The sequence below is a fragment of the Micromonospora okii genome (assembly GCF_020884795.1).
In the GTDB taxonomy this organism is placed as follows: Bacteria; Actinomycetota; Actinomycetes; order Mycobacteriales; family Micromonosporaceae; genus Micromonospora; species Micromonospora okii.
In genome coordinates this window covers 117,157-130,384 of sequence record NZ_BBZF01000018.1, presented here as the reverse complement: position 1 = coordinate 130,384, position 13,228 = coordinate 117,157, and the positions used below count along the sequence as shown (strand labels likewise).

At 73.7% G+C, this 13,228-nt stretch carries 13 protein-coding genes; 6 read left to right on the top strand and 7 right to left on the bottom strand.

The window, feature by feature from the left end; translation table 11 throughout:
- Positions 1–70 precede the first annotated feature (70 nt).
- Entirely contained in the window at positions 71–784 is a 714-nt protein-coding gene (locus LPU43_RS15905; protein ID WP_229401213.1) for a class III extradiol ring-cleavage dioxygenase family protein, read from the bottom strand.
- Between the two features lie 201 nt (positions 785–985).
- On the opposite strand from LPU43_RS15905, the gene LPU43_RS15900 reads away from it, so the two are divergent.
- Positions 986–2,194 carry a DUF349 domain-containing protein gene (locus LPU43_RS15900; RefSeq protein WP_229401212.1) on the top strand — a complete coding sequence of 403 codons (1,209 nt, stop codon included), beginning with the start codon at positions 986–988 and terminating at the stop codon, positions 2,192–2,194.
- A gap of 55 nt (positions 2,195–2,249) precedes the next feature.
- Here LPU43_RS15900 and miaB read toward each other — a convergent pair whose 3' ends face one another.
- A complete protein-coding gene (gene miaB / locus LPU43_RS15895; RefSeq protein ID WP_229401211.1) occupies positions 2,250–3,767 on the bottom strand; it encodes a tRNA (N6-isopentenyl adenosine(37)-C2)-methylthiotransferase MiaB in 1,518 nt (505 codons plus the stop codon).
- Between the two features lie 52 nt (positions 3,768–3,819).
- On the opposite strand from miaB, the gene LPU43_RS15890 reads away from it, so the two are divergent.
- Positions 3,820–4,050, top strand: coding sequence for a DUF2277 family protein (locus LPU43_RS15890; protein WP_229401210.1), 231 nt, complete (start codon positions 3,820–3,822; stop codon positions 4,048–4,050).
- 20 nt (positions 4,051–4,070) lie between these two features.
- Here LPU43_RS15890 and LPU43_RS15885 read toward each other — a convergent pair whose 3' ends face one another.
- Positions 4,071–4,550 carry a hypothetical protein gene (locus LPU43_RS15885; protein WP_229401209.1) on the bottom strand — a complete coding sequence of 160 codons (480 nt, stop codon included), beginning with the start codon at positions 4,548–4,550 and terminating at the stop codon, positions 4,071–4,073.
- A gap of 212 nt (positions 4,551–4,762) precedes the next feature.
- On the bottom strand, positions 4,763–5,752 hold the full coding sequence (selD, locus tag LPU43_RS15880) for a selenide, water dikinase SelD (RefSeq protein ID WP_229401208.1): 990 nt from the start codon (positions 5,750–5,752) through the stop codon (positions 4,763–4,765).
- Positions 5,753–5,947: 195 nt separating this feature from the next.
- On the opposite strand from selD, the gene LPU43_RS15875 reads away from it, so the two are divergent.
- The 4 genes from LPU43_RS15875 (at position 5,948) to LPU43_RS15860 (ending at position 9,249) form a co-directional block, all read left to right on the top strand.
- A complete protein-coding gene (locus LPU43_RS15875) occupies positions 5,948–6,703 on the top strand; it encodes an amino acid ABC transporter ATP-binding protein (protein WP_229401207.1) in 756 nt (251 codons plus the stop codon).
- Between the two features lie 58 nt (positions 6,704–6,761).
- Positions 6,762–7,622 (top strand): glutamate ABC transporter substrate-binding protein, encoded by an 861-nt coding sequence (locus LPU43_RS15870; RefSeq protein ID WP_229401206.1) that lies wholly within the window; start codon positions 6,762–6,764, stop codon positions 7,620–7,622.
- 80 nt (positions 7,623–7,702) lie between these two features.
- Complete coding sequence (locus tag LPU43_RS15865) at positions 7,703–8,377, top strand: amino acid ABC transporter permease (RefSeq protein ID WP_229401205.1); 675 nt, start codon at positions 7,703–7,705, stop codon at positions 8,375–8,377.
- The gene (locus tag LPU43_RS15860; protein ID WP_229401397.1) at positions 8,374–9,249 is read left to right on the top strand and encodes an amino acid ABC transporter permease; all 876 of its coding nucleotides are present in this window, start codon (positions 8,374–8,376) and stop codon (positions 9,247–9,249) included. The genes LPU43_RS15865 and LPU43_RS15860 overlap by 4 nt, the downstream gene beginning before the upstream one ends.
- A 76-nt stretch (positions 9,250–9,325) precedes the next feature.
- On the opposite strand, the gene rny is transcribed toward LPU43_RS15860, so the two are convergent.
- The 3 genes from rny to LPU43_RS15845 all read right to left on the bottom strand — a co-directional run bounded on the left by rny (position 9,326) and on the right by LPU43_RS15845 (position 13,223).
- Positions 9,326–11,092, bottom strand: coding sequence for a ribonuclease Y (gene rny / locus LPU43_RS15855; protein WP_229401204.1), 1,767 nt, complete (start codon positions 11,090–11,092; stop codon positions 9,326–9,328).
- Positions 11,093–11,708: 616 nt separating this feature from the next.
- Complete coding sequence (locus LPU43_RS15850) at positions 11,709–12,413, bottom strand: 3-keto-5-aminohexanoate cleavage protein (protein ID WP_229401203.1); 705 nt, start codon at positions 12,411–12,413, stop codon at positions 11,709–11,711.
- Between the two features lie 84 nt (positions 12,414–12,497).
- Complete coding sequence (locus LPU43_RS15845) at positions 12,498–13,223, bottom strand: regulatory protein RecX (protein ID WP_229401202.1); 726 nt, start codon at positions 13,221–13,223, stop codon at positions 12,498–12,500.
- Positions 13,224–13,228 lie beyond the last annotated feature (5 nt).

The following is a 13,228-nucleotide window of genomic DNA, read 5'->3' as shown; positions in this document are numbered from 1 at the left end:
AGCTCACTCCTCGCGCTCACAGCCCAACCCCCGTTCACGACTGCGGGGCTCGCAAGCTCACTCCTCGCGCTCACGCCGGCGCCCAGGTCGCCACCAGGTAGGCCACGCCGTAGGGGGCCTCGTGGTGGGTCAGCTCGCCGCGCCAGTCGCCGCCGGTCGCCCGCGCCGCGCCGGCGAGCACCTGCCAGGGCGCGCGCCCGGCGGCCCGCAGCTCCGCCGACAGGCCCGGGTCGAGGCCGAGCAGGGCGTCGGCGTCCGCGTCGGCCAGGGCCCGGGCCACCCCCTCGTCGTACGCCTGGGCGCGGGGGTCGTCGTAGCCGGGCGCCTTCGTGCCGCGACACGCCGACCCGTCCCCCAGCACCAGCAGCGCCACCCGGTCGTCGGCGACCAGCTCGGCGCCCCGCCGGGCGCACTCGGCCGGGGAGGCGTCGGCGGCCACCGCGTACGCGAGGCGGGGCAGCCCGGTGCCGGAGCGGCCGACCAGCCACGCGCCGATCGTCAGGCTCAGCGGGAGCCGGTCGGAGCCGGCGCAGTTGGTCTTCCACAGCCGCACGTACCGGTCCACCCCGTACGGACGCAGTGAGCCGTAGTCGGCCGCGCCGAAGGACTCCGTCGCCGGCCCGCCGCCGACCAGCAGGATCCCCTCCGGCTCGGCGGCGAGCAGCCGGGCGACCGCCGCCTCGCAGGCGGCGCGCAGGTCGTCCAGCTCGCCGGCGGCGGCGCCGGCGACCTCGGGGACGAGCAGGGGCGGATGGGGGCAGACGGCGGCGGCGACCAGAGGCACCCGTTCACCGTAGCGGGACGCGCCGGTGCGTCCCCGCGCCGATGGTGTCGTCCGGGGTCTAGGACACCGTATGGTCACGGTCGGCGACAGGCGCTCGACGCGGACCGGGTCGGACCTGTGACAATGCCGGGAGTAACTTTGCTGCGCCGTGGCGGCGATCGCGGGTCTTCCCGTCGACGCCGGGAGAACGAGGATGGGCACATGAGCGACTGGACGGCCTTCGGACGGGTGGACGCGGACGGCACCGTGTACGTCAAGACCGCCGAGGGCGAGCGGGTGGTCGGATCCTGGCAGGCGGGGGCCCCGGAGGAGGGGCTCGCCCACTTCGCCCGCCGCTACGCGGACCTGGTCACCGAGGTGGACCTGACCGCGGCGCGGCTCAACTCGGGCGCGGCGGACGCCGGTCACTCGCTGACCACGATCCGCCGGATCCGCGCGTCGCTGCCGGAGGCGCACGTCGTCGGCGACATCGACGCGCTGGCCGCGCGGCTGGACAAGCTGGCCACCCTCGCCGAGGAGAAGGCCGGCGAGGCCCGGGCCGCGCGGGACGCCGCCCGGGGCGAGGCGCTGGCGCGCAAGACCGCCCTCGTGGAGGAGGCGGAGAAGCTGGCCGCCGAGTCGACCGGCTGGAAGACCGCCGGGGACCGGCTCAAGGAGATCCTCGACGAGTGGAAGACCATCCGCGGCGTCGACAAGAAGACCGACGGTGAGCTGTGGAAGCGGTTCGCCGCCGCCCGGGACGGCTTCACCCGCCGCCGTGGCGCCCACTTCGCCACCCTGGACTCGCAGCGCAAGCAGGCGCAGCAGGTCAAGGAGGATCTGGTCGCCGAGGCGGAGAAGCTGAAGGACTCCACGGAGTGGGCGGCCACCGCCAACGAGCTCAAGGACCTCATGGCCCGCTGGAAGGCCGCCCCGCGCGCCGCCAAGGAGGCCGAGCAGAAGCTCTGGGAACGGTTCCGGGCGGCCCAGGACGGCTTCTTCACCCGGCGCAGCGAGGTCTTCTCCGCGCGGGACAACGAGCAGCGGGCCAACCTGGAGCGCAAGCAGGCGCTGCTCGCCGAGGCCGAGGCGCTGGACGTCGACGCCGATCCCAAGGGCGCGCAGGCGAAGCTGCGGGACATCCAGGCGCAGTGGCACGAGGCCGGCCGGGTGCCGCGGGAGGCCGCGGCGGGGCTGGAGCGGCGGCTGCGGGTGGTCGACGAGAAGGTCCGCGAGGTGATGGACTCGGCGTGGCGCCGCACCACCAAGGAGGACAACCCGCTGCTGGCCCAGATGCGGGCGCAGGTGGCCGAGGCCGAGGAGCGGCTGGCCCGCGCCCAGGCCGCCGGCGACGCGCGGCGGGTCAAGGAGGCCGAGCAGGCGCTGGCCTCGAAGCGGCAGTTCCTCCAGCTCGCCGAGCAGGCCGGCTGAGCCGTTCGTACCCCCCGGTCGGGGCCCGTCGCTGGCGCGGCGGGCCCCGGTCGCGTCAGTGGGCGGCGCAGCCGGTCGTCGGCGCGGGCGGCGCGGCCGGCGCGCCGATCGTGGGCAGCCCGAGCGACACCCCGGGGGTACGCGGGGAGCGCCCCGCCTCGGCGGCGTCCCCGGCCCGGGTGCGCCGGTGGGCCAGCGGCTCGCCGTCGGCGTTGAGGTGGTGCGGGGCGGCGTAGGTGACGGTGGTGTGCACGATGTCGCCGGGGCGGATCCGCCCGGCGAGGGAGCCGGGTCCGTCGTCCGCGCCCGTCGCGAAGTGCACGAGGCGGCCGTCGCGGGCGCGGCCCGACATCCGGCCGGTGCGCTCGTCCTTGCGGCCCTCGCCGACGGCGACCAGCACCTCGACGGTCTCGCCGACCAGCTTCTTGTTCTCCGCCCAGGTGATCTCCTCCACGGCGGCGATCAGCCGCTCGTACCGCTCCTGGACGACCTGCTTCGGGAGCTGGCCGGGCATGGTCGCGGCCGGGGTGCCGGGGCGCTTCGAGTATTGGAAGGTGAACGCCGAGGAGAACCGGGCCTCGCGGACCACGTCGAGGGTGCGCTGGAAGTCGGCCTCGGTCTCGCCGGGGAAGCCGACGATGATGTCCGTGGTGATCGCCGCGTCCGGCATCGCCGCCCGGACCTTCTCGATGATCCCGAGGTACTTCTCCGAGCGGTACGACCGGCGCATCGCCTTCAGCACGTCGTCGGAGCCGGACTGCAACGGCATGTGCAGCGAGTGGCAGACGTTCGGGGTCTCGGCCATCGCGGCGATGACGTCGTCGGTGAAGTCCTTCGGGTGCGGGCTGGTGAACCGCACCCGCTCCAGGCCCTCGATGTCGCCGCAGGCGCGCAGCAGCTTGCCGAAGGCGTACCGGTCGCCGAACTCGACGCCGTAGGAGTTGACGTTCTGCCCGAGCAGGGTCACCTCCAGCACGCCGGAGTCGACCAGGGCGCGCACCTCGGAGAGGATGTCGCCGGGGCGGCGGTCCTTCTCCTTGCCGCGCAGGGAGGGCACGATGCAGAACGTGCAGGTGTTGTTGCAGCCCACCGAGATCGACACCCAGCCGGCGTACGTCGACTCGCGCCGGGTCGGCAGCGTCGAGGGGAAGACGTCGAGGGATTCGAGGATCTCCACCTCGGCGGCGGCGTTGTGCCGGGCCCGCTCCAGCAGCACCGGCAGCGACCCGATGTTGTGGGTGCCGAAGACCACGTCGACCCAGGGGGCCTTGCGGACGATGTCGCCCCGGTCCTTCTGGGCGAGGCAGCCGCCCACGGCGATCTGCATCCCCGGGTGCCTGTCCTTCACGGGGCGCAGGTGACCCAGGTTGCCGTAGAGCCGGTTGTCGGCGTTCTCCCGCACGGCGCAGGTGTTGAACACCATCACGTCGGGGTTGTCGTCGGCCTCGGCGGCGCGCACGTAGCCGGCCTGTTCCAGCAGGCCGGAGATGCGCTCGGAATCGTGCACGTTCATCTGGCAGCCGTACGTGCGCACCTGGTAGGTGCGCGGGCTGCCCGCGGCTGCGGTAGTCATGACCCGCACAGCGTATCCGCACCCACCGACCGACCCGAACGAGGAGCAAGCCGTGTGCCGAAGCATCAAGACCCTGCGTGAGCCGTTCGTGCCGCAGGTGAGCCGCGCCGACATCGAGGCGGCGGCGTTGCAGTACGTCCGGAAGGTCTCCGGGTTCCGCGCACCGGCCGCGCACAACGCGGCGGCGTTCGACGCGGCGGTGGCCGCCGTCGCCGAGGCCACCGCGACCCTGCTCGACCAGCTCGTGGTGCGCGGGGGCCAGCAGCCGGCCGGGCGGGGCTGACCCGTCCCGGGCCCGCCGGCTCAGGCCGCGGCGAGGGCCGGGGCGACCGAGTCGGGGGCCCACCGGGACCGGTGGCACCGGGACCAGCCCCGGCAGCCGGGGTGGGCCAGGGTGCAGAGCCGTCGGCCGCTGAGCACCTCCCCGTCGTCGGTCTCGACGACGTCGAAGTGCACCGGGCGGATCGTGCCGCCGGGCGCGACGAGCAGGTGCCGACCGGCGTCGAGGGTGTCGTCGCGCAACAGGCAGTCGCGCCCCAGCAGGCGGGCCAGCGCCGCCACGGCGGGCAGCTCCGGCAGTCGCTCGGGCACCCCGTAGCAGTCCACGACGGTGCCGAACTCCCCCGGCGCCTCCCAGACGTCGCAGACCACCGCGTACGCGGGCAGCCGGGCGGGGTCGGCCACCGCGAGCGGCATCACCACCCGCCCCAGGGCCTCGGCCAGCGCCGGGTACACCTCCACCGGGGGTACCGCGTCGATTCTCCAGTTCCACAGCTCGGTCACGCCGCCTCCTCGCTGCGTTCGTCCCACCGGCCTCCGGATCGGGCCTTACTGACGATGGTGGGGGGCATATGACCGCAGCCGGGGGCAAGTTACCGGTCTGTGACCATTCCGGGCAAAATTTCCTGGGTGGCCGTAGCGGGAAGTGACGGAAACGCGACAGCTTGTCAGCTATGGTGCCCCGCCGGTGCGGCGACACCCGGGCCAGCGGCCGCTCAGCGGACGACGACCATGTGCTCGCCCCGGGGGCGCAGCTCGCCGATCACGGGCGCGCCGGGCAGCTCGCCGGCGACGAGCAGCCCGCCCGAGGTCTGCGCGTCGGCCAGCAGCAGCCGCTCCCCCTCGTCCGCGCCGCCGAAGTCGGTCCACGGGGTCACCCAGTCCAGGTTCCGCCGGCTGCCGCCGCTGACGTACCCGTCGCGGACGGCCTCCCGCGCCCCCGGCAGGTACGGCACCGCCGCCGCGTCGATCGCCACCGTGAGCCCGCTGGCCCGGGCCAGCTTCGAGGCGTGCCCGAGCAGCCCGAACCCGGTCACGTCGGTGCCGCACCGGACGCCGGCGGCGACCGCCGCGCGGGCGGCGTCCCGGTTGAGCGCCGCCATCGAGGCGACCGCCTCGGCGAACCGCTCGCCCGTGGCCTTGTGCCGGGTGTTGAGCACCCCGACGCCGAGCGGCTTGGTCAGCGACAGCGGCAGCCCGGCCCGCCCGGCGTCGAGGGTGATCAGCTCCTCCGGCCGGACCACGCCGGTGACCGCGAGCCCGTACTTCGGGCCGTCGTCGTCGACGCTGTGCCCGCCCGCCAGGTGGCAGCCGGCCTCCCGGGCCACGTCCTGGCCGCCGCGCAGCACCTCCCGGGCCAGCTCCAGCGGGAGCCGTTCCCGGGGCCAGCAGAGCAGGTTGAGCGCGACCAGCGGGGTGCCGCCCATCGCGTACACGTCGGAGAGCGCGTTCGCGGCGGCGATGCGCCCCCAGTCGTAGGCGTCGTCGACCACCGGGGTGAAGAAGTCGGCGGTGCTCACCAGGCCGGTCCGCTCGTCGAGGCGGACCACGGCGGCGTCGTCGCCGTGGTCGAGGCCGACCAGCAGCTCCGCCGTCCCGCTCGCGGGGCCGAGGCCGGCGACCATCGCCTCCAGCTCACCGGGCGGGATCTTGCAGGCGCAGCCCCCGCCGCGGGCGTACTCGGTCAGGCGCACCGGCTCCGTCATCCCCCCATGATGTGCGCCGGGCGTGTCCGACGCCACCCGGCCGTGCCGGTCGGCGACGGAATTCGGACGCCCGACGCGGATCGTTACCGGTGTTACCGCACCGTGACCAGTTGGGTTGCGTCCTGCCACGTCAGCCCGCCTAGAGTTGCCCAACCGGGGGTCATCAGACCCACCGACGCGCAACGACAGGGGACGGTGGACGACGTGACGACGGGCGAACCGCTCATCGTGCTGGACTCGGTCAACAAGTGGTTCGGTCCGCTGCACGTGCTGCACGACGTCTCCCTCTCGATCGGCCGGGGCGAGGTCGTCGTGGTGATCGGCCCGTCCGGCTCCGGCAAGTCGACGCTGTGCCGCGCCATCAACCGGCTGGAGCCGATCAGCTCCGGCACCATCACCTTCGACGGGCAGCCGCTGCCCGCCGAGGGCAAGGCGCTGGCGAAGCTGCGCAGCGAGGTCGGCATGGTGTTCCAGTCGTTCAACCTCTTCGCGCACAAGACGATCCTGGAGAACGTCACCCTCGGCCCGATCAAGGTGCGCGGGGAGAAGCCGGCGAACGCGCGCGAGCGCGGCCTGGCCCTGCTGGACCGGGTTGGCATCGCCAACCAGGCCGACAAGTTCCCGGCCCAGCTCTCCGGCGGCCAGCAGCAGCGCGTCGCGATCGCCCGCGCCCTGGCCATGCAGCCCAAGGCGATGCTCTTCGACGAGCCGACCAGCGCGCTGGACCCGGAGATGGTCGGCGAGGTGCTGGACGTGATGACGTCGCTGGCCCGGGAGGGGATGACCATGGTCGTGGTCACCCACGAGATGGGCTTCGCCCGGCACGCGGCGAACCGGGTCATCTTCATGGCCGACGGCCAGCTCGTCGAGGACGCTGCCCCGGCCGAGTTCTTCGCCAACCCGCGCAGCGAGCGCGCCAAGGACTTCCTGTCGAAGATCCTGACGCACTAGGCGTCCGTCCGTGGAGCGCGTCGCCCCCCGGCGGGCTCCGTCGAAGAAGGAGAGAAGTATGCGTATCAAGCGCGTGGCGGCCGTCGCCATGGCCGCGGCCCTGACCCTCGGGATGGCCGCCTGCGGCGGCGACGGCGACGGCGAGTCCGGCAGTTCGGCCAAGGGCCTCGTGGGCAAGGCGCAGAGCCAGAAGAAGCTGGTGATCGGCGTCAAGGCGGACCAGCCGGGCCTGGGGCTGCAGACCGGCAGCCAGTACGAGGGCTTCGACATCGAGGTCGCGAAGATCATCGCGAAGGGCCTCGGCGTCGACGCGGGCAACATCGAGTGGAAGACCACCGTCTCCAACAACCGCGAGCCCTTCATCCAGCAGGGCACCGTCGACCTCGTGATCGCGACCTACACGATCAACGACGAGCGGAAGCAGAAGGTCAACTTCGCCGGGCCGTACTTCATCGCCGGGCAGGACCTGCTGGTCAAGGCGGACTCCCCGCTCACCGGGCCGGAGGCCCTGGACGGCAAGACGGTCTGCTCGGTCACCGGCTCGACCCCGGCCAAGCGGATCCAGACCGACCACCCGAAGGCGAAGCTGCAGCAGTTCGACTCGTACTCGAAGTGCCTGCCGCTGCTGGAGAACGGCAAGGTCGACGCGGTGACCACCGACGACATCATCCTCGCCGGCTACGCCGCCCAGGACCAGTACGCCGGCAAGTTCAAGGTGGTCGGCAAGCCCTTCTCCAGCGAGCCCTACGGCATCGGCCTGAAGAAGGACGACAAGGCCGGCTGCGAGAAGGTCAACGAGATCCTCAAGGCCGCCGCCGGGGACGGCACCTACAAGGCCGCCTGGGACTCCACCCTGGGCAAGAGCGGCAAGGCCGCGCCCGAGCTGGACACCACCAAGCTGACCAACTGCGGCAGCTGACCGGTTCCGGGGCCGGCACCGCCTGACGGTGCCGGCCCCGGTCCGCCGCGACGCCGACGACGTGCCCCGGGAGTCGACGCATGCACGTATTCGCTGATCAGGCCAACCTCGACGCGTACCTGTCGAGTTTTCTCTGGATCCTCAAGCTGACCGGCGCGTCGGCGTTCCTCGCGCTGGTGCTGGGCGTGCTGCTCGCCGCGTTCCGGGTCTCACCCGTGCCGGTGCTGCGCGGCGTCGGCGCCACCTGGGTCAGCCTCTTCCGCAACACGCCGCTCACGCTGATCGTCTTCTTCTGCTACTTCGGCCTCTTCTCCACGCTGGGGCTGAGCCTGGCCGACGACCTCGACCTGAACAACTACTGGCTCGGCGTGGTCGGCCTGTCGGTCTACACGGCCGCGTTCGTCTGCGAGGCCGTCCGCTCCGGCATCAACACCGTGCCCGCCGGGCAGGCCGAGGCCGCCCGCGCGATCGGGCTCACCTTCTTCCAGACCCTGCGCATCGTGGTGCTGCCGCAGGCCGGGCGGGCCGTGGTGGCGCCGCTCGGCAGCGTCCTCATCGCCCTGTGCAAGAACGCCACGATCGTCGGCACGATCGGTTTGATGGAGTCCTCCAACGTGATGAAGGACCTGATCAACAGCAACGGCGACGCGGTCATCCCGATCTTCCTGGTCTTCGCCGGCACGTTCGCCGCGTTCCTGATCCCGACCGGCTACCTCTTCGGCTGGCTGGCCAACCGACTGGCGGTGAAGCGCTGATGAGCAGCAGCGTCCTCTACGACCACCCGGGGCCGCGCGCCCGCGTCCGCAACGCGGTGCTCAGCGTGATCTTCGGCGTCGGCGTGGTCGTCCTGCTGTGGTGGATCTACCGCAGGTTCGACGAGGCGGGCCAGTGGGAGGCCCGGCTCTGGAAGCCGTTCGCCGAGGCGAAGACCTGGACCGAGTTCATCCTCCCCGCCCTGTGGCAGACCCTGATCGCCGCCGCCACCGGCATGGCCCTGTCGCTGGCCTTCGGCATCGTCTTCGCCGTCGGGCGGCTCTCCGACCGCTGGTGGCTCCGGGTGCCGGCCGGCGTCGTGGTGGAGTTCTTCCGCGCCGTGCCGCTGCTGCTGATGATCTTCTTCATCCTGTACGGCGTGCCGTTCCTCATCCAGGGGCCGGTCCCGGCGTTCTGGGCCGTGGTCGTGGGCCTCACCCTCTACAACGGGTCGGTGCTCGCCGAGGCGTTCCGCGCCGGCATCCGGTCGATCCCCGCCGGCCAGTCGGAGGCCGCCTACGCCGTGGGGATGCGCAAGAGCCAGGTCATGCAACTGATCCTGGTGCCGCAGGCCGCCCGCGCGATGCTGCCGGTGATCGTCAGCCAGCTCGTCGTCCTGCTCAAGGACACCGCGCTCGGCTACATCGTGGCCTACCCCGAGCTCCTCCAGCGCGGCGTCAACGACCTCTCGGCCAACTACGGCAACGTGGTCGCGGCGGCGATCGTGGTGGCCGCGATCTACATCGCGATCAACTCGCTGATCACCCTGCTGGCGAACTGGCTCGACCGGCGCTCCCAGCGGCGCGCCTTCCGCGTCGCGCGGCGTTCCGCCGCCCCCGCCGCCGAACAGACCGTCGTCGAGCCGCAGGGCTGAGCCGCTCCGTCCTTCTCCACGCCCGCCCACCGTCCGTCCCCGGCGACCCGTTCGCCGGGGACGGACGTTTTTCCGGTCAGCGGGCGATCTCGGTGACCCGCGACTCGCGGACCACGGTCACCCGGATCTGCCCCGGGTAGGTCAGCTCCTCCTCGATCTGCTTGGCCACGTCCCGGGCGAGGACCGCCGCGCCGATGTCGTCGACGTCGTCGGGCTTGACCATCACCCGGATCTCCCGGCCCGCCTGCATGGCGAAGACCTTCTCCACGCCGAGCTTGCCGGCCGCGATCTCCTCGATCCGCTCCAGCCGCTTGACGTACGCCTCCAGGCTCTCCCGCCGCGCCCCCGGCCGCCCGCCCGAGCAGGCGTCGGACGCCTGGGTGAGGACGGCCTCGATGGTCTGCGGCGGCACCTCGTTGTGGTGCGCCTCGATGGCGTGGACGATGTCCTCGCTCTCGCCGAACTTGCGGGCCAGGTCGGCGCCGATGATGGCGTGGCTGCCCTCCACCTCGTGGGTGAGCGCCTTGCCGATGTCGTGCAGGAACGCGCACCGCTTGATCGTCGGCACGTCCAGCCGCAGCTCGGCGGCCATGATCCCGGCGATGTGCGCGGTCTCCACGAGGTGCTTGAGCACGTTCTGCCCGTACGAGGTGCGGTAGCGCAGCCGGCCGAGCAGCGTCACCAGCTCGGGGTGGATCTCGGTGATGCCGACCTCGACGAGGGCGTCCTCGGCGGCCCGCTGGCACAGCTCCTCCACCTCCTGCCGGGCCAGGTCGTGGACCTCCTCGATCCGGTGCGGGTGGATGCGGCCGTCGAGCACCAGCTTCTCCAGGGTGAGCCGGCCGACCTCCCGGCGCACCGGGTCGAAGCAGGACAGCAGCACCGCCTCGGGCGTGTCGTCGATGATCAGGTTGACCCCGGTGACCGACTCGAAGGCGCGGATGTTGCGCCCCTCCCGGCCGATGATCCGCCCCTTCATCTCGTCACCGGGCAGGTGCAGGACGCTGACCACGCTCTCGGCGGTCTGCTCGCTGGCCACCCGCTGGATCGCGTCCACCACGATGTGCCGGGCCCGCTGCTCGGCGTTGCCCCGGGCGTCGGACTCGATGTCCCGCACCAGCAGGGCGGCCTCGCGCTTGGCCTGCGTCTCGATCGCCTCGATCAGCTCGGCCCGGGCGGCGTCGGCGGTCAGCCCGGCGACGCGCTCCAGCTCGCGGCGGCGCTGCTCCTCCGCCTCGGCGACCGCCCGCTCCCGCTCGACCAGCGCGGCCTCCCGGGCGGCCAGGGCGGCGCTGGCGGCGGTGAGCTGCCGCTCCCGGCCGGCCAGCCGCTCCACCTCCTCGGTGTGCAGCCGCTCCCGCTCGTCCATCCGGGCGGCCCGGCGCTCCACCTCGGCGGCCTGCTCCCGGGTGGTCGCGGCGAGCACCGCGACCTCGCGTTCGCCGCTGCGCCGGGCCGCCGTGCGGAGCTGCTCGGCGTCCGCCTCGGCCTGCTTGTGGGCCCGCTCGAGCACGGTGTCCGCCTCGGCGCGGGCGCCGTCGAGCACCCGCCGGGCCTCGGCGCGCGCCGCCTTCGCCTCGGCTGCCGCCGCGGCGGCCTCCGCCCGCGCCGCCGCGGCGGCCGACTTGGCCACGTCGATGGTGCTGTTCGCCTCGTCGGCGGCGGTGCGCAGCGCGGCCAGGGACTGCTCCTGGCGGTCCTTCTCGGCGATGAAGGCCGGGTCCTCGGGGCGGGGGGCGGCGCTGATCCGGCGCATCGCCCGCAGGCCCACCAGCACCGCGCCGACGACGACCACGGCGAGGAGCACCACCACCGCGAGCATGACGGCGTCGAAGGCGGTCACGGCCGGACCGCCACGTCGAGCCGGGCCCGCGCGTGCCGACCGCTCCAGGGCCCGGCATCGCCTTCCGTTGGCGCGCCGACGCCTCCCGGTAGCCCGGCATCGCCTCCCGGCGGCGCGTCGTCGCCTCCCGGTGGCGCGTCGCCACCGACCGCCGTCCCGTCGGGACCACCAATGAACCTCTGCTGCCCCGCCATGGCCGCCTCCCCTGAACGCCAACGCCGCAGTGACGTGCCGGTGGGCACGTACCTGCGGCTCTGAGACGCCCGACCTGAGCGGCTGGCCGTGGGTAGCTCTCCGCCGGCGGTGCCCATGGGGCATCGCCGGCGGCCGGGTGCAGTTGTCGCGCCGACCCCGGACCGGCCTGTCCGGGGCTGACACCGCAGGCCGGCGAGCCGGCCAAAGTGATGCTGTTCTGTTACGCGTTCTATGTTGTGCGCTTAGCCTGCGCTGGTCGGGCAATGTGAGCCTGTATGGCGAGGCTAGGTCTCCAGAGGCCGTCTGGTCAAGAACTCATGATCAAACCCCTCGAACGGAGAGAAGTCGACGGGTTACCCAGCGCTCATTCAGGGTCGGACAGGAAGGGGCAAACGACGCGAGCCGCCGGGTGTCGGCCCGCTCAGCGGGCACCCCGGCGCGCCGCCGCAGCGACCAGCGCGGCGTTGTCGGCAGCCGGCGCGCCGTCCGGCAGGTGGAGCGTGTCCTCGAGGCCGATCCGGGTGTCGAGCCCGCGCTCGACCGCCTCGTCGAGGATCGACCACACCGCCGGGCCCTCGGCGTGCAGCAGCACCGGCGGGTGGTCGGACGGAAGGGCGGCGAGAATGCCGGAAGCATCGGTCAGGGCCACCGCCGGCTCGGTCGCCAGGCACTCGACCAGGACCCGCAGGACCGGCACCCGCCAGCGCCGGTACGCCGCGACGGCGTCGACGGTCCAGACACCGGCCTCGACGCCGACACCCCGCTCGGCCAGCGCCTCCGCCACCTGCTCGGCACCGGCCTCGTGCACGTTGACCGAGGCGAAGTCGGGCAGCACCCGCCAGGCCCGCACGGCCGCCACCCGGGCGGCGGGGTCGGGCTCGATCCACGCGCCGGTGCTCACCCCGACGGGCAGCCCGGGGCAGGCGGCGCGCAGCGCGGTCACCGCCGCGTCGATCACCCCCGGGGCGAGCGACTCGGCCCCCGCCGCGTCCCTCGGGTGGACGTGCACCGCGGCGACCCCGAGCGCGGCGCAGCGGGCGGCGTCACCCGCCAACTCGGCCGGGGTGACCGGCACCGCCGGGTGCTCCGCCCGCGTACGCCCGCCGTTGAGACACGCCTTCAGCATCGCTCCCGCCCTCCCACCGCCGGCTCCGGCCCCGACCGATCGTCCACGACCCGGGACCGGCCCGCCACCCGGGCGGCCGGCAACTCAGTCGAGGTTGCGGGGCTCGCGGTCGAGGTCGCCCTCCGCGTCGGCGAGCGCGTCCGCGTCGATCCCGTCCGCGAACTCGGCCGCCTCGGCGCTCTGGGCGGCCAGCGCGTCCTTCACCGCCCGGATCGCCACCCCCGGCGGGTAGCCCTTGCGGGCGAGCATGCCGACGAGGCGGCGGAACACGGCGTCCGGCTCGCCCCGGGCGGTGCGCAGCTTCCGCTCGACCAGCGCCCGCGCCGTCTCGGCCTCGGTCTCGGCGTCCAGCTCGCCGAGCGCCTCGCTGGCCACGTCGCCGTCCACGCCGCGCTGGCGCAGCTCGTTGGCCAGCGCCCGCCGGGCCAGCCCCCGGCCGGTGTGCCGGCTGGACACCCAGGCCCGGGCGAACGCGGCGTCGTCGATCATGCCGACCTCGTCGTACCGGTCGAGCACCCGCGTGGCGACCTCCTCGGAGATCCCCCGCCGGGCCAGCGCGGCGGCCAGCTCGGCCCGGGTGCGCGGGCGCACGGCGAGCTGCCGCAGGCAGACCTCCCGGGCCAGCTCGGCCTCGTCACGGGGCGCGGCCCCGCCGCCGGTCGCCGGGTCGGTCGTCTCCCCGGTGCCGCCGGGTCGGCCGCGCCGGGGACGGGGCGGAGTGCTGCCCTCGCGGGGCGGGCCGTCGGCGTCGCCCGCGCGGGGCGGGCTGGCATCCCAGCCCCGCCCCGTGCGGGCGCGTCGTCCTGCCACGGGTC

Excerpts from the sequence above, each read along its gene's own strand:
- LPU43_RS15850 (WP_229401203.1), bottom strand. The coding sequence starts at position 12,413 with ATGCTGAAGGCGTGTCTCAACGGCGGGCGTACGCGGGCGGAGCACCCG.
- selD (WP_229401208.1), bottom strand. The coding sequence starts at position 5,752 with ATGACGGAGCCGGTGCGCCTGACCGAGTACGCCCGCGGCGGGGGCTGC.
- LPU43_RS15900 (WP_229401212.1), top strand. The coding sequence starts at position 986 with ATGAGCGACTGGACGGCCTTCGGACGGGTGGACGCGGACGGCACCGTG.
- LPU43_RS15865 (WP_229401205.1), top strand. The coding sequence starts at position 7,703 with ATGCACGTATTCGCTGATCAGGCCAACCTCGACGCGTACCTGTCGAGT.
- LPU43_RS15870 (WP_229401206.1), top strand. The coding sequence starts at position 6,762 with ATGCGTATCAAGCGCGTGGCGGCCGTCGCCATGGCCGCGGCCCTGACC.
- miaB (WP_229401211.1), bottom strand. The coding sequence starts at position 3,767 with ATGACTACCGCAGCCGCGGGCAGCCCGCGCACCTACCAGGTGCGCACG.